Below are 14,738 nucleotides of genomic sequence, written 5' to 3'. Positions count from 1 at the left end.
ATTACCGGTCCTTGCTGGAGGAGGGCGCGGCGGCCACGGTGGCCGCGCTCTTCGCGGGCCGGGTGCCGTTCCCCGCGCGGGAGAGGAGCAGCAGCAGCGCCCAGGTGATCAGAAGACTGAGGACGGAGACGGCCACCGACATCCGTGCCTGCGCTCCGGAGACCGTGACGATCCACACCGCGAAGGGCTGGTAGCCGAGCAGCGCGGCGATGGTGAACTCGCCCAGCACCAGCGCCAGGGTGAGGAATGCGGCGCCGGCGAGCGCGGTGCGCAGATTGGGCAGGATGACCCGGAGGATGACGTACGCCCAGCTCGCACCGCAGTTGCGGGCGGCCTCCACCAGCGTCGGTACGTCGATGGCGCGCAGTCCCGCGTCCAGGGAGCGGTACACGAACGGCAGGGCCAGCACCGTGTAGGCGAGGACGAGCACGAGCGGAAAGTTCTCGTCCTGGACCGCCATGAAGGTCTGGTAGAGCGGTGTACGGGACAGATGCTCCGGCCCCCAGCGCAGCACCGTGGTGATCCCGGTGACCAGCGCGATCGGCGGCACCACCAGCGGCAGCATGCACATGACTTCGACAACCGGCCGCAGCCGTGGCGCCCCCAGCCGCACGGCGACCAGCGCGGGCACGGCCAGCAGCAGAACGAGCGCGATGGTCGCGGCGGCGAGGCCGAGCGAGAGCAGCAGGCTGTCGGTGAATCCCTCCGCGCCGAGAATCCCGGTGTACGCCTCGAACGAGACGCCCCGGCCCGGAGTGTGCACCGTGAAGACGACCGACGCGAGGAGCGGAACGAGGAAGTAGAGACCGGCCAGACCCAGGACGAGTCCGCGCCAGACGCGCGGCCGGCGGCGCTGTCGGCGGACAGCGGCCTTCTCGGGTGCGGGGCGGGACCCGGCAGGCACGGCCTGGGCGGTGGGTGTCATCGCAGCCATCGGGCGCTCCGTCGCTGGAGGGGCAGATAGACCGCCATGACCAGGCCGGCGATCACGATCATGTCGAGGCTCAGGGCGAGCGCCACATTCTCCTGGCCGACCAGCACATTGCCGGACAGCGCGTCAGCGATCTTCAAGGTGACCAGCGGTACGGAACCGCCGACCAGAGCCGCGGCAGTGGCATGCGCGGCGAACGCGCTGCCGAAGAGCAGGACGAAGCCGCCCAGCAGGGACGGCGCGAGGACCGGCAGCCCGACCAGCCGCCAGAACTGCCGCCCGGTCGCCCCGCTGTTCTGCGCGGCCTCCCGCCACTGGGGACGCAGTCCGTCCAGCGCCGGGATGATCACGAGCACCATGAGCGGGGTCAGGAAGTAGAGATAGACCACGGCGAGCCCCGTGAAGGAGTAGAGGTTCCAGCCGAGACCGTCGAGGTCCGCGAGCCGGGTGACCACACCGGAGATGCCCGCGGTCGCGATGAACGCGAACGCGAGCGGCACACCGCCGAAGTTGGCGAGGACGCCGGAGGCCGTGAGGGTTGCGCTGCGCAGCCACGTACGCCGGGAGGTCACGATGGCCTGCGCGATCAGCACACCGGCGACCGACCCGATCACCGCGGTGAGCGCGGAGAGCTGGACGCTGCCCACGAGGGAGCCGAGATAGGGCCCCTGCAGCGAGCGCCGCAGATGCTCACCGGTCAGCCGACCGGCGCCGGTCGCCGGGTCGGTGCCCGTGACCGCTCCGTACAGGAGCGCGGCGACGGGAAGGCCGAAGCACAGGCCCGTGAAGACGAGCAGCGGGAGCGCGGCGAGCCAGGTGCGGGGGCCGCGCCGCCGGCGGCGGGTTCCGCCGGCGGGCCCGGTGCGGGACGGGGAGGGTACGGGCATCAGGAGAGGGCCTTGTCCCAGTTCTCGGCGAGGGCGGCCTTGGCCTTGTCGAGCTCCGCGGAGGACGGGAAGGACGGAGTGCCCTCGACCTTGGGGAGCTTGGCGACGGAGCCCTTGTCGGCGCTGCCGTCCGCGGTCATGGCAGGCAGCAGTACGGGCCGGGCGTACCCCTTCAGCCAGAGGTTCTGGCCCTCGGCGCTGTAGAGGAACTCCATCCACAGGCGGGCGGCCGCCGGGTGGGGGGCCTGCTTGTTGATGGCCTGCGAGTAGTACTGGGCGTAGACGCCGTCGCTCGGTACGGAGACCTTCCAGTCGACGCCCTTGCCGCGGAACTGGTCGGCGTAGCCGGCGTTGAGGTAGTCCCAGTCGATGCTGATGGGCGTCTCGCCCTTCTCGACCGTGGCCGGGGTGGACTCGACGGGGATGAAGTTGCCGCTCTTCTTCAGCTTGGCGAAGAAGTCGATACCGGGCTGGATGTCGGCGAAGGAGCCCTTGTTGGCGAGGCCCGCCGCGTAGACGCCGCCGAAGGCGGAGCCGGACTTGGTCGGGTTGCCGTTCAGCGCGACCTTGCCCTTGTATTCGGGCTTGAGCAGGTCCGCGAAGGTCTGCGGGCAGTTCTTGATCCGCTCGGCGTCGCAGCCGATGGAGACATAGCCGCCGTAGTCGTTGTACCAGCGGGCTTCGGGGTCCTTCTGGCCTGCGGGGATCTTGTCGAAGGCCTCGACCTTGTACGGGGCGAACAGGTTCTCGGCAGCGCCGCTGCGGGCGAAGGCGATGCCCAGGTCGAGGACGTCGGGGGCGCGCTCCTGGCCCTTGCGGGCCTTGACGGCGGCGATCTCGTCGGCGCTGGAGGCGTCCGGGTTCTCGCTGCCGACCTTGATCTTGTACTTGGCCTCGAATGCCTTGATCAGCTCGCCGTAGTTCGCCCAGTCCGCCGGGAGGGCGATGACATTCAGCTTGCCCTCCTTCTCGGCGGCCGCGACGAGCGCCTTCATTCCGCCGAACCCGGCGGCCGAGGTGCCGGCGTTCGCCTTCACCGCGGCACCGGCGGCAGCGCCGTCGGGCGCGGCACCGCAGGCGGTGAGGGTGGTGAGCGCGGCAGCGCCGAGCAGGGCGGTAGCGCCGAGACGGGAAGGTCTGAACACGGTCTCTCCCAGAGACGAAGTGAAGGACACGGTGAGCACTTGTCTGAACAAGCTGGATTCAGTTCGCCCGGAGGAGCTGTCCGGATCATGAACGGCACATGGCCGCGGTGGATCGGCTGCCGGAAGAGCCGACGCCGACTCCTCGCCGGTGGGAGCGGGTCCCCGGGGACGGGAGACATAGGCGCTCCGGCGTGGTTAGGGTGGGCGGGAAAGCGGAACACAGCGCAACCAACTGCGCACAGTCCGGGACACGGAGGGCGTTCGCGTGGGTACGTCGCGTTATCTGGAGATCGCCGATGCGGTACGGCGGTCGATCCTGGGCGGCGAGTATCCGGTCGGAGCGCGGCTCCCCTCGGAGAGCGACCTCGCGGCCCGCTGGTCCGCGTCGCGCGGGACGGTCCGGCAGGCCGTCGCCGTACTGGCCTCCGAGGGCCTGATCGGCTCCCGGCAGGGTGCGCGCAGAATCGTGCTGCGCCACGAACGCCGGCACAGCTTCGCGGAGTTGAACAGCTTCGCGCAGTGGGCCGAGGGCATGGGCTACGAGATCTCCAGCCGCATCCTGACCCGCGCCCGCCGTCCCGCGACCCCCGCCGAGGCCTCCCGGCTCTCCGTCACCGCCGGATCGCCGGTCCTGTACGTCATACGGCTGCGGCTGCTCGACGGCGAACCGGCCATGCTGGAGCGCACCGCGTACGCGGAGTGGGTGGCGCCCGCGGTGGAGGAGCTGCCCGAGGACTGCCTATCCATCATGAACAGCATCGCCGGACAGCACGGCATCGTGGCCCAGTACGGCGAGCACCTGATCGACGCGGTCGCGGCGGGGAGCGTGGACGCGCGGCTGCTACGGGTCCGCCGGGGCAGCCCGCTGCTGCGGCAGCGTCATCTGACGTGCACGGCGACGGGCCGGCCCATCGAGTGGACGGACGACAGGTATGTGGCGGGGAGTGTGACGTTCAGTGTGAGCAACTCGGCGGACACGGCCCCACTGTCGCGGCATGCGGGCGCGCTGGACGCGTAGCGCGGCTTGCGGGACCCCGGCCCCGCTGTGTCCTCAAGCGCCGGACGGGCTTGATCTTCCGCCGGTCCGGCGAGCCGGATTCAGCCCCGCCGGCGCTTCAGCCGCCGGCTCCGGGCAGAGCCGCGGACGGTGCCGTCAGCCGCCTGAGGTGTCCAGTTCCGCTTCCGCACCGATCCCGGCGCAGTCGTACGGATCCTTCAGCCAGCCGTCCGGCAGAACCACCCTGTTGTTGCCCGCCGTACGCCCGCGCGGCCCGTCCGCACCGACCGGCCACGGCTGGTCCAGGTCGAGCTCCTCCAGATGTGCGTCCATCTCCGCCAGCGACGAGGTGATCGCCAGCTTCTTCCGCATCTCCGAGCCGACCGAGAAGCCCTTCAGGTACCACGCCACATGCTTACGGAAGTCGATCACGCCACGCGTCTCGTCGCCGATCCACTCCCCCAGCAGCTCCGCGTGCCGCCGCATGACGACCGAGACCTCCTTGAGCGTCGGCGTCGCACAGGTACCCGCACCCTCGAACGCCGCGACGAGGTCGCCGAAGAGCCACGGCCGCCCCAGGCAGCCGCGCCCCACGACCACTCCGTCGCAGCCCGTCTCCCGCACCATCCGCAGCGCGTCGTCCGCCGACCAGATGTCGCCGTTGCCGAGCACCGGGATCTCCGGGACGTGCTCCTTCAGCCGGGCGATCGCGTCCCAGTCGGCCGTACCGCCGTAGTGCTGCGCCGCCGTACGCCCGTGCAGCGCGATCGCCGTCACACCCTCCTCGACCGCGATCCGGCCCGCGTCGAGATAGGTGATGTGGTCGTCGTCGATGCCCTTGCGCATCTTCATCGTGACCGGCAGGCCGCCCGCGTTCGACACCGCTTCGTTGAGGATCGCGCGCAGCAGCGGCCGCTTGTAGGGAAGGGCCGAGCCGCCGCCCTTGCGCGTCACCTTCGGGACCGGGCAGCCGAAGTTCAGGTCGATGTGGTCGGCCAGGTTCTCGTCCACGATCATGCGGACGGCCTTGCCGACGGTCACCGGATCCACCCCGTACAGCTGAATGGACCGCGGCGTCTCACTCGCGTCGAAGTGGATGAGCTGCATGGTCTTCTCATTGCGCTCGACCAGCGCCCGCGTCGTGATCATCTCACTGACGAAAAGCCCCTTGCCGCCGGAGAACTCGCGGCACAGCGTGCGGAAAGGCGCATTGGTGATGCCCGCCATCGGCGCGAGCACCACCGGGGGCTGCACGGTGTGCGGGCCGATCCTGAGCATCGAGGAGGACGGGGCGAGCGTGGTCATTCGCCCATTGTCGCTCACGACGGGAGTCGTTAGTCAGCCGTACTATCCGCTTATGCCCGAGCTCACATACCGACGGCGGCTGGTCGTGCTGGCGATCTGCGCTATGAGCCTGCTGATCGTCAGCCTCGACAACACGATCCTCAATGTCGCGCTGCCCTCGATCCAGAAGGAGTTTCACGCCTCGGTCGCCGGGATGCAGTGGACGATCGACGCCTACACCCTCGTCCTCGCCTCCCTGCTGATGCTCTCCGGCTCCACCGCCGACCGGATCGGCCGACGCCGGGTCTTCCAGACCGGGCTCGTCCTCTTCACCGTCGGCTCGCTGCTCTGCTCGCTCGCGCCCAATCTCGAGTCGCTCATCGCGTTCCGCATGGTGCAGGCCGTCGGCGGCTCGATGCTCAATCCGGTCGCTATGTCGATCATCACCAACACCTTCACCGACCCGCGCGAACGGGCCCGTGCCATCGGCGTATGGGGCGGCGTCGTCGGCATCTCCATGGCCGCGGGGCCCCTGGTCGGCGGAGTCCTGGTGGACTCGATCGGCTGGCGCTCGATCTTCTGGGTCAATCTGCCGGTAGGTATCGCCGCCATCCTGCTGACCTGGCGCTACGTACCGGAGTCCCGCGCCCCGAAGCCACGCCGCCCCGATCCCGTCGGCCAGCTCCTTGTCATGGCGCTCCTCGGCTCGCTCACGTACGCGATCATCGAGGCGCCCTCGGCCGGCCGGCACTCGCCGGTGATCCTTGCCCTCAGTGCGGTCGCGGCCCTCGCGCTGGCCGGACTGCTGCTGTACGAACCGAGGCGCACCGAGCCCCTGATCGATCTGCGTTTCTTCCGCAGCGCCCCGTTCAGCGGTGCCACGGTCATCGCGGTGTGCGCCTTCGCCTCGCTCGGCGGCTTCCTCTTCATCAACACGCTCTATCTGCAGGACGTCCGCGGCCTGTCCGCCATGGACGCCGGTCTCTACATGCTGCCGATGGCCGCCATGACGTTCATCTGCGCACCACTGTCGGGACGGCTGGTCGGCAGCCGGGGTCCGCGCCTCCCGCTGATGATCGCGGGCATCGCGATGGCCGCGAGCGGGGTGCTGTTCGCCGCCTTCGAGGCCGAGACCTCCGACGCGCTGCTCTTCCTCGGCTTTTTCCTCTTCGGTCTCGGCTTCGGCATGGTGAACGTGCCGATCACCAACACCGCCGTCTCCGGAATGCCCCGCTCCCAGGCCGGTGTCGCGGCCGCTGTCGCCTCCACCAGCCGGCAGATCGGGCAGACCCTCGGCGTCGCCGTCATCGGAGCCGTACTGGCCGCCGGGGTCGCCTCCACCTCGTACGCGGACGGCTTCGTCGCCGCGAGCAGGCCGGCCTGGTGGATCATCACCGGCTGCGGGCTGTGCGTCCTCGTGGTGGGGGCGCTGACCAGCGGCGGCTGGGCACGGGAGACGGCGCGGCGCACGGCTGAGCAACTGGAACCGCCGGACCGGGACAAGGCGCCGTCCACAGCGAACGCATAGCCGTCTCCGAGCCGGGCCACAGGCGCCATGGGGCGTGGCTCACCCTTCGCCGGACCCGCTGGTCCGGCGGCGTCCGTTCGGCAAGGATTCGACGGATGAGTCCGAGTCGAACGTGCGAGGCGTGCGGGACCGAGCTGCCCGGCCGCGGGCCGCGCAAGGGGAGCGGGCCGGCACAGGGCGGCCGGCCTGCCCGTTACTGCTCCGCCGCATGCAGACAGCGCGCCTTTCGCCGACGCTCGGCACCAGACGCCCAGGACCAGGACCGAGCACACGGCCAGGACCAGGACCACAGGCAGGTGGTGGGCCGGGAGCTGCCACGGCCACTGGACTCCTTCGTCGGCCGGCGGCGCGAGCTGTCGCGGCTGCGCACCCTCTCGAAGTCCTCGCGGCTGCTGACTCTCACCGGTCCGGGCGGGGTGGGCAAGACCCGTCTGGCGATGGAGTTCGCCGGCGGCCGGCGTGGCGCCGCCGACGGCAAGGCCCTGCTGGTCGAACTGGACTCACTGCGGGACGGCGACCGGCTTCCGCAGGCGGTGGCCGCCGCGCTGGGCGTGGGCGAGCGCGGCGGCCGTACAGGTATCGCGCTGCTCGCGCACGAGCTCGGCGACCGCCCGATGCTGATCGTCCTGGACAACTGCGAGCACCTGGCCGAGCCGTGCGCACAGCTGGCCGCGGCCCTGCTCGCCCGGTGCCCGCGGCTGCGGATCCTCGCCACCAGCCGGGAAGTGCTGCGCGTGCCCGGCGAAGTGGTGTTCCGGGTCGGCGAACTGTCCCTGTCGCCGGCCGGCGAGGACGACGACCCGGCAGCCGTGCTGCAGGCGGATGCCGTCCGGCTCTTCGTGGAGCGCGCGGGCAGCCGCGCACCCGGATTCGAGCTGCATGCCGGCAACGCCCCTACCGTGGCCGAGATCTGCCGGCGCCTCGACGGCATGCCACTGGCCATCGAGCTGGCGGCACGCCGTACGGGAGCCCTCCCGCTGAGCGACATCCTGGCCGGCCTCGACGACCAGCTCACCCTCCTCACGGACGGCAGCAGGACCGGACCGGGACGCCACCGCGAGCTGGCGGCCGCGATCGACTGGAGCCATCGGTTACTGGATGCGGAGGAGCAGGCCCTCTTCCGCCGTCTCTCCGTCCTCGTCGGCGGCTTCGACGCCGTAGGAGCGGCCGCGGTCTGCGCCGACGGCGAGATGCCGCCACGGCACGTCCTGCGGGTGCTGTGCGCGCTGGAAGCCAAGTCCTTGATCGTGCGGCTGCCGGGCCCCGAGGCCGAAGTCACCGCACGATTCAGGCAGTTGAGCGCCATCCGCGCCTACGCCCTGGACCGCCTCGCCGACTCCGGCGAGCTGCCGGGCACCTGGCGGCGGGCCGTCGACTGGCTGACCGGACTGCTGGAGCCGACCACGGGTCAGGTCTTCGTCGACCAGGCGGGCGGCCCCCTGACCGAGGAGCGGGAGAACCTCGCGGCGGCCGTCGCCCACACCAACAGCCACGGTGGCGCACCGAACGTACCCCTGACGCTGGCGCTGGCGCGGGTGCGCTACCAGCAGGAGCAGCTGACAGCCGCCCGAGCGCTGCTGACGGACGTACTGGAGCAGGACAGCGACCCCGAGGATTCGCGGGCCCCGGGAGACGCGCGGGACCCCCGGCAACCCCCGCGCTCCGAGGACTCCCGGCACGTCGGTACGGCCCTGGCGCTCGCCGCACGCGCCGCCTGCCAGCAGGTGGACGAGGCGGCCGCACTGCGCTTCGCCGAGCGGGCGGTCGCCGTCGAGCGGCGCCGGAACGACCCCGCCTCGCTCGCCAACGCCCTGGACGCACGCGCTGCCGCCCTGCTGTGCCGCGGCGAGTTCTCGCAGGCCGTCGACGACTTCGCCGAGTGCCTGGCCATCGTCGCCACGCTCGGCCGCCCCCGCGACACCGCATGGTGCCGGCATCACCTGGCCTGGGCGCTGCTGCATGCCGGCAAGGCGGCCGAGGGCGATGCGCTCATGTCTTCCTGCCTGCCCGAGCTGCGAGGGCAGGCGCCCTGGTGTCAGTCGGCGGCAGCGCTGCACACCGCCGGCGCGATACGGCTGGCTCTGGGCGATCTCAGGGCGGCGGAACGGCTGTTCGCCGAGGCGCTGCGCACGGTGCCCGGCGAGAGTTTCCACGCGCTGTATCCGCTCGAGGGGCTTGCCGTCGTGGCGGCCGAACGCGGCGAGATGAAACGCTCGCTGCGGCTGTTCGCGGCCTGTGCGCAGGCGCGCCGCCGCCTGGACACCGAGCCGGAAGCCGGGTGGCAGCGGCAGGTCGAAGCCGCGGCGGCCCGCGCGGAGGCGGCTCTGCCCGCGGCTGCCCGGGACGGGGCGGTGTCCGGTGGACGCCGGCTGCGCTGGGAGCGGCTGCTCGTCTACGCGCTGAACGGGACCGACGAAGACTCCGCGCCAGTCGTCGCCTCAACCGTCGGCAACGGTGACGGAGGAGGGGGAATCGGGAGCGGAACCGGCGGCGGGCGATCTCCGCTGACAGGGCGGGAGGCGGCGGTCGCCGCTCTGGTCGCCGAGGGACTGACCAACCGTGAGGTCGCGGCTCGTCTCGATCTGTCGGCGAGCACCGTAGCCACGCATCTCGACAACGTACGGGACAAGCTGGGCATGCGGTCCCGGACACAGATCGCGCTGTGGGTGGCCGGAAAGGAACGGCGCGCCGTCCCGGATCACGACAAGCGTTGGGGCGAGGTTTCGTAACGCGGCGAAGCCGCCGGTCATCTGATCGATCCGCTCTTCAGCGGCAGCGGCAAAGCTGAGCCGGAACAGGGCATTCCAAGGACTCGCAGGCCTCTGGCCCGTCCTTCCCCCCACGGAATGCCCTGGCGAGCAGTCGATTCCGGCAAGGAGACGCGATGCGGCCAGACCACGAAACGAGCGGCGAGCACACGAGCTCGAGGAGGGCGTTCATCAGAACGAGTTCGGTGGGAATGACCGCCGCCCTCGTGGCGACGAGCGGGGCCGGCGCGGCCCTGGCGGCACCGGTGAGCACGGTGCAGGAGGCGCGCGCGGCGGGACGCCCGTTGGCCGTCACGCCTGCCTGCGACGGTCACGAGACCCCGGCGGCGACGGAGGGCCCGCTCTTCAAACCGGAATCCCCCGAGCGGGCGGACTTCATCACCCCCGCGATCCGCGGAGTGCGGCTCGACTTCGGCGGCGTCGTCTACGACACCGCCTGCAAGCCCCTCCCGGGGACGCTCATCGAGTTCTGGCAGTGCGACCAGAACGGCGACTACGACACCGCCGGCTTCTCGCTCCGCGGCCACCAGTACACCAACAGCAGGGGCGCGTTCCGGCTCGCGACGATCATCCCCCGGGACTACTGGGGCCGTTGGGGCCAGCGGGCTCCCCACATCCACACCCAGGTCCAGGCGCCCGGCGGACCGGTGCTCGTCACCCAGCTGTACTTCCCCGACGACACCCAGGCGTACGGCCGGGACTTCGCCGCGCTCAACGCCGCGGACCGGCTCCTCAACCGGGCCTGCACGATCACGCTCGCGGGCCCGAAGGACGGCCGCTACACCGGCGCCTTCGACTTCGTCATCCAGACCACGGCCACGTAGCCGACCGCCGATCACTCAAGGATTTCCGTGATGAATACGAGCAAGTCATCCCGGCGCCTGCATCTCGGACGGCGGCCGCTGGTGGCGGCGCTGGCCGCGGGCGCCATCGCGGCCGGGGGCCTGATCGCCGCCGGCACGGGCTGGGCCGGATCCGCGCCCGCCGCCAAGGACGTGGCGGCCGCACCGGCGCGCGTCGCCGGACAGTGGCAGTCGACCGCGGTGCCGGTGGCCAAGGGCGACCTCACCGCCGTGGCGGCGCTCAGCGACAAGCAGGCCTGGTCCGTCGGCTACCGGCTGAAGAGCGCCACCGAAGTGGAGGCCCTGGCTCTGCACTGGGACGGAACATCCTGGACGCAGCAGTCGACGCTGCCGAAGGACACCTTTCCGCAGGCGATCGCCGTACGGTCGGCCAGTGACATCTGGGCCGTCGGCGCGACGGCGGCCCACTGGGACGGCACCTCCTGGACCACGCGCAACCTCGACCGCGACCCCGCGGGCCGGCTGACACCCGACGCGGTGGTGACGACGTCCGACGGGAAGGCCTGGACGGCCGGTCGCGCGGTGCCGCAGGGCATCAAGAACGGGGTCCCCGCCATTCAGGCCTGGGACGGCACGGCCTGGCGCCGGCAGACCCTGCCCGACGTCGGCAAGGGCGAACTCACCAGCCTCACCGCCGTCGCACCGGACGACATCTGGGCGGCGGGCACGTCCTTCGCCACCGGCGGCACCGCGCAGACGGCCCTGCTGCTGCACTGGGACGGCACCTCCTGGACGCGGGTCGCCGCGCCCGCGGGAGCCGCGGACGAGCACCGCTGGCTCAGCGGCATCACCGCACTGGGTGCCGACGACGTCTGGGCGGTGGGCGGTTCGACGTCCAAGGGAGCCGACCGCCCCTACGCGGTGCACTGGGACGGCAAGAAGTGGACCGACGTCAGGACGCCCGCGATCGCCGACGGCCGGCTTCGGGCCGTCGGCAGGGCCGGGGACGGCGCGCTGTGGGCGGTCGGCGGCAAGGGTGCTGTCTCCGTCGCCCTGCGCTTCGACGCGCAACAGCGCCGTTGGGAGCAGGCCGCCGACCCCGGTGTGGTGGTGCGAGGGTTCACCACTGTGCCGAGCAGCGCAGACCTGTGGACAGTGGGCATTGCCAAACAGGGCGACCTGGTTCCGGCAGTGACCCGCTTCACGGGCTGACCGGCACACCGAACCCGGGCCCGGACCATGCGCCACGGTCCGGGCCCGGGCCATGCCACGTGCTCAGGCCTCGGCCGGCGCGAGCGCCTGGAGCTTCTCCAGGCGCTCGCGCGATTCGACGTCCAGAGGTGTGTAACTGACCAGCCGGGGCCCGGCCGCCGGGCCCAGCCACAGATTGTTGTGCTCCAGGTGCAACAGGCCCACTTGGGCGTTGCGGATCAGCTTGGTCCTGCCGCTCTGGCCGACCACCTCATGGCGCGCCCACACCTCACGGAACGCCGGCGAGGACCTCTCCAGCCGCCCCAGCAGCGCCTTCCACGCGGGCTCGGCCAGATGCTCGGCCATCGACGCCCGGAACTTCGCGGCCATCATCCGGTTGGCGTCCGCGAGATCGACGACCGCCGCCCGCCAGTCGTCATTGGTGAAGGCCATGATCATGCAATTGCGGTCCTCCGGAGGAAGGGAGTCGAGGTCGCAGAACAGCCGTCCGTAGGTGCGGTTGTACGCGAGGATGTCGTAACGGCTGTTCATGATGCAGGCCGGAATCGGCTCGAGCTGCACGAGCATCTGCCGCAGGGCCGGCGTGATGGTCGGGCAGGGCGTGCCGGGGGCCGGGTCGGTGGCGCCGGCCAGGGCGAAGAGATGGGTGCGCTCGCTGGGGTCGAGGAGCAGGGCGCGGGCGATGGCATCGAGGACCTGCGGGGAGACCTGGATGTCCCTGGCCTGTTCGAGCCAGGTGTACCAGGTGACACCGACAGTGGCGAGATGCGCGACCTCCTCGCGGCGCAGACCGGGGGTCCGCCGGCGACGGCCGCGCGGCAGCCCGACCTGCTCGGGGGTGATGCGTTCACGACGGCTGCGCAGAAAGCCCGCGAGCTCATGCCGTCGTACGTCGCTCTCCTGCACCATCGTCGTCATGCTTCCAGCGTGCCGGACGGCGCAGACCATTGCCAGGTAGTGCTAGTACCAGGATAAAGACACTCTGGTACCAGGCTCCACGGTGGACGATCGTCGATGGCGTGAGTGAGACCAGTGTCCTTTCCCCAGACCCCGTCCGCGTCGCCAAAGCCGCGGAAGCCGCCAAGGCCGCCGTGCCACAGCTCGGCCCGCTCGGGCTGTTCACCGTGCTGCTCGGCGCGGCGCTTCCCCTGATCGACTTCTTCATCGTCAATGTCGCCCTGCCGACCATCGAACACGACCTCGGCGCGGGCCCCGCGCTGCTGGAACTGGTGGTCGCCGGGTACGGACTCTCGTACGCCGTACTGCTCGTCCTCGGCGGACGACTCGGAGACATGTACGGCCGCCGCCGGCTCTTCCTGGGCGGCATGGCCGCCTTCGGACTCACCTCGCTGGCCTGCGGGCTCGCGCCGGACGCCTGGACGCTGGTCGGGGCACGGGCGGCACAGGGCGCGGCAGCCGCGCTGATGATGCCGCAGGTACTGGCCACCATCCAGTCGGCGACGGCCGGCCCGCGCAGGGCCCGGGCGATGAGCCTGTACGGAGCCACTGCCGGACTCTCGATGGTCGCCGGGCAGATCCTGGGCGGCGTCCTGGTCGCGGCCGACATCGCGGGCACCGGCTGGCGGGCGGTGTTCCTGGTGAATGTGCCGGTGGCGCTGATCGGCCTGGTACTGGCCGCCCGCTCGGTCCCGAGGACGCGCTCCGCCAACCCCGCGCCCGTGGACGTACCCGGCACGCTGCTGCTGACCGTGACCCTGCTGACGCTGCTGGCGCCACTGACGGAGGGACGGGCCACCGGCTGGCCGCTGTGGACATGGGTCTCGCTGGCGATGTTCCCGGTCGCGGCGGTGGCCTTCTACCGGGTGGAGCGTCGCGCGGACCGGCAGGGGCGTACACCGCTGGTGCCGCCGAGCCTGTTCGCACTGGTCCCGCTGCGGCGCGGGCTTGCGCTGGTACTGCCGTTCTCGATCGGCTTCGGCGGCTTCATGTTCGTGGTCGCGGTGGCGCTGCAGCAGGGCCTGGGGATGGGGGCCGTGGCCTCCGGGATGGCGCTGGTGCCGATGGCGCTGGCCTTCTTCGTGGCTTCGCTGGCAGGACCGCGGCTGGTGGTGCGGTACGGCACCCGGATCGTGCCGACCGGCGGCGCGCTCCAGGCCGTGGGCGTCGCGGTACTGGCCCTCGCCGTCTGGCGCGGCTGGCCGGACCTGGGCTTCGTGGAACTGATGCCGGGCGTCGCGCTCGCCGGCTTCGGCCAGGGGCTCCAACTGCCGGTCATCTTCCGGATCGTGCTCTCCGAAGTGCCGCCGGAGCGCGCCGGGGTGGGCAGCGGTGTGATGGTGACGACCCAGCAGTCCGCACTGGCGCTGGGCGTGGCCACGCTGGGCTCGCTCTTCCTCTCGCTGGCCACGTCGGCGGGGATGCGTCAGGCGCTGACGGTCACACTGCTGGTGCAGCTGGGGATGATCGTGCTGACGACGCTGCTGAGCCTGCGCCTGCCGCGCACGGTGAACTGACCCGTTGAACCTGGCGGGCCCGGACATGGCCGTGGGCCCGGACCGCGTGACGCGGTCCGGGCCCACGGTCGTGATCAGGCCTGGTTCTCCTGCGGCTCCTCCGGCGTGCCGACGCTCTCGGCACGCTCGCGCATCTTGCGCACCAGCTCCTGCTTCTGGTCGGCGGACGTCTTGCGGTCGGCGTTGCGCGCCGGACCGTTGCCCTGCTGGTCGGCGCGCGACAGCTTCTTGCGCTGTCCGCCCACGCCGAGGAGGTTGTTGCGGCTCTTGGCCATGGGTTTCTCCCATTTGTGGTGAGAAGTGACTGGGGAATCGTCAGACGGGGGCGGGAGTCGACCGCCGCCCTCTCACTCGTAGATCGGGAGATACGCATACATGCGGGTCACGGTACCCCGCCGCGAAGGGCGGGAACACCTCGTTATTTCGCGCGGGCCGTGCGAGCGGACCGGTCGAGCGGACAGGGGAGATCATCAGGCGCTCGGGTCCACCGTGGCCTGGTGCGCCTCGGCGAGGTGCTCCTCGGCTTTGAGCCAGGGCAGGAACTGCGCCCCTTTGCGCCAGCCGCAGGTGTTACAGGTCAGCATCCGCTGCATGCCCGATTTCTGCACGTGCACGACATGCTCGCGGCCGTGCTGATCCCATCTGCTGACCTTGCTTGTGGTCATGGACGGCATCGGTCCTCCTGGTGACGAGTGCGCCCAGTGTGCAG

General features: G+C 71.1%; 13 protein-coding genes. 6 read left to right on the top strand and 7 right to left on the bottom strand.

Annotation, left to right across the window (positions count from 1 at the left end; translation table 11 throughout):
• Position 1: 1 nt before the first annotated feature.
• The 3 genes from ACWDZ6_RS01540 to ACWDZ6_RS01530 are packed head-to-tail and all read right to left on the bottom strand — an operon-like array spanning position 2 to position 2,963.
• Positions 2-934 carry an ABC transporter permease gene (locus tag ACWDZ6_RS01540; protein WP_451501216.1) on the bottom strand — a complete coding sequence of 311 codons (933 nt, stop codon included), beginning with the start codon at positions 932-934 and terminating at the stop codon, positions 2-4.
• The gene (locus ACWDZ6_RS01535) at positions 922-1,818 is read right to left on the bottom strand and encodes an ABC transporter permease (protein ID WP_451501215.1); all 897 of its coding nucleotides are present in this window, start codon (positions 1,816-1,818) and stop codon (positions 922-924) included. Before ACWDZ6_RS01535 ends, ACWDZ6_RS01540 begins: the two co-directional genes overlap by 13 nt.
• A complete protein-coding gene (locus ACWDZ6_RS01530; protein WP_451501214.1) occupies positions 1,818-2,963 on the bottom strand; it encodes an ABC transporter substrate-binding protein in 1,146 nt (381 codons plus the stop codon). Before ACWDZ6_RS01530 ends, ACWDZ6_RS01535 begins: the two co-directional genes overlap by 1 nt.
• Before the next feature lie 265 nt (positions 2,964-3,228).
• On the opposite strand from ACWDZ6_RS01530, the gene ACWDZ6_RS01525 reads away from it, so the two are divergent.
• Positions 3,229-3,981, top strand: a complete 753-nt coding sequence (locus tag ACWDZ6_RS01525) for a GntR family transcriptional regulator (RefSeq protein ID WP_451501213.1) — start codon at positions 3,229-3,231, stop codon at positions 3,979-3,981.
• A gap of 135 nt (positions 3,982-4,116) precedes the next feature.
• Here ACWDZ6_RS01525 and dusB read toward each other — a convergent pair whose 3' ends face one another.
• The gene (gene dusB, locus ACWDZ6_RS01520) at positions 4,117-5,265 is read right to left on the bottom strand and encodes a tRNA dihydrouridine synthase DusB (RefSeq protein WP_451501212.1); all 1,149 of its coding nucleotides are present in this window, start codon (positions 5,263-5,265) and stop codon (positions 4,117-4,119) included.
• A 52-nt stretch (positions 5,266-5,317) separates the two neighbouring features.
• Between dusB and ACWDZ6_RS01515 the strand changes: the two genes are divergently transcribed.
• From ACWDZ6_RS01515 to ACWDZ6_RS01500, 4 genes are all read left to right on the top strand, one after another.
• On the top strand, positions 5,318-6,772 hold the full coding sequence (locus ACWDZ6_RS01515; RefSeq protein ID WP_351445218.1) for an MFS transporter: 1,455 nt from the start codon (positions 5,318-5,320) through the stop codon (positions 6,770-6,772).
• A gap of 95 nt (positions 6,773-6,867) precedes the next feature.
• Complete coding sequence (locus tag ACWDZ6_RS01510; RefSeq protein ID WP_451501211.1) at positions 6,868-9,501, top strand: helix-turn-helix transcriptional regulator; 2,634 nt, start codon at positions 6,868-6,870, stop codon at positions 9,499-9,501.
• A gap of 230 nt (positions 9,502-9,731) precedes the next feature.
• Positions 9,732-10,364: a dioxygenase family protein gene (locus ACWDZ6_RS01505; RefSeq protein WP_451501210.1), complete on the top strand. Its 633-nt coding sequence runs from the start codon at positions 9,732-9,734 to the stop codon at positions 10,362-10,364.
• Between the two features lie 30 nt (positions 10,365-10,394).
• Positions 10,395-11,555 (top strand): hypothetical protein, encoded by a 1,161-nt coding sequence (locus ACWDZ6_RS01500; RefSeq protein WP_451501209.1) that lies wholly within the window; start codon positions 10,395-10,397, stop codon positions 11,553-11,555.
• Between the two features lie 63 nt (positions 11,556-11,618).
• On the opposite strand, the gene ACWDZ6_RS01495 is transcribed toward ACWDZ6_RS01500, so the two are convergent.
• Positions 11,619-12,473 carry a helix-turn-helix transcriptional regulator gene (locus tag ACWDZ6_RS01495; protein WP_451501208.1) on the bottom strand — a complete coding sequence of 285 codons (855 nt, stop codon included), beginning with the start codon at positions 12,471-12,473 and terminating at the stop codon, positions 11,619-11,621.
• A gap of 173 nt (positions 12,474-12,646) precedes the next feature.
• On the opposite strand from ACWDZ6_RS01495, the gene ACWDZ6_RS01490 reads away from it, so the two are divergent.
• Positions 12,647-14,029, top strand: coding sequence for an MFS transporter (locus tag ACWDZ6_RS01490; RefSeq protein WP_451501459.1), 1,383 nt, complete (start codon positions 12,647-12,649; stop codon positions 14,027-14,029).
• A gap of 74 nt (positions 14,030-14,103) precedes the next feature.
• Here ACWDZ6_RS01490 and ACWDZ6_RS01485 read toward each other — a convergent pair whose 3' ends face one another.
• Positions 14,104-14,304, bottom strand: coding sequence for a DUF6243 family protein (locus ACWDZ6_RS01485; RefSeq protein ID WP_366730562.1), 201 nt, complete (start codon positions 14,302-14,304; stop codon positions 14,104-14,106).
• A gap of 195 nt (positions 14,305-14,499) precedes the next feature.
• Positions 14,500-14,703, bottom strand: coding sequence for a hypothetical protein (locus tag ACWDZ6_RS01480; RefSeq protein WP_451501207.1), 204 nt, complete (start codon positions 14,701-14,703; stop codon positions 14,500-14,502).
• Positions 14,704-14,738 lie beyond the last annotated feature (35 nt).

Source organism: Streptomyces sp. NPDC002926, from assembly GCF_053591755.1.
Note: the sequence above shows the minus strand (reverse complement) of the source record. Positions and strands in the feature narration are given on the sequence as shown.

Excerpts from the sequence above, each read along its gene's own strand:
- dusB (WP_451501212.1), bottom strand. The coding sequence starts at position 5,265 with ATGACCACGCTCGCCCCGTCCTCCTCGATGCTCAGGATCGGCCCGCAC.
- ACWDZ6_RS01480 (WP_451501207.1), bottom strand. The coding sequence starts at position 14,703 with ATGCCGTCCATGACCACAAGCAAGGTCAGCAGATGGGATCAGCACGGC.
- ACWDZ6_RS01510 (WP_451501211.1), top strand. The coding sequence starts at position 6,868 with ATGAGTCCGAGTCGAACGTGCGAGGCGTGCGGGACCGAGCTGCCCGGC.
- ACWDZ6_RS01495 (WP_451501208.1), bottom strand. The coding sequence starts at position 12,473 with ATGACGACGATGGTGCAGGAGAGCGACGTACGACGGCATGAGCTCGCG.
- ACWDZ6_RS01515 (WP_351445218.1), top strand. The coding sequence starts at position 5,318 with ATGCCCGAGCTCACATACCGACGGCGGCTGGTCGTGCTGGCGATCTGC.
- ACWDZ6_RS01540 (WP_451501216.1), bottom strand. The coding sequence starts at position 934 with ATGGCTGCGATGACACCCACCGCCCAGGCCGTGCCTGCCGGGTCCCGC.
- ACWDZ6_RS01500 (WP_451501209.1), top strand. The coding sequence starts at position 10,395 with ATGAATACGAGCAAGTCATCCCGGCGCCTGCATCTCGGACGGCGGCCG.
- ACWDZ6_RS01505 (WP_451501210.1), top strand. The coding sequence starts at position 9,732 with ATGACCGCCGCCCTCGTGGCGACGAGCGGGGCCGGCGCGGCCCTGGCG.
- ACWDZ6_RS01535 (WP_451501215.1), bottom strand. The coding sequence starts at position 1,818 with ATGCCCGTACCCTCCCCGTCCCGCACCGGGCCCGCCGGCGGAACCCGC.
- ACWDZ6_RS01485 (WP_366730562.1), bottom strand. The coding sequence starts at position 14,304 with ATGGCCAAGAGCCGCAACAACCTCCTCGGCGTGGGCGGACAGCGCAAG.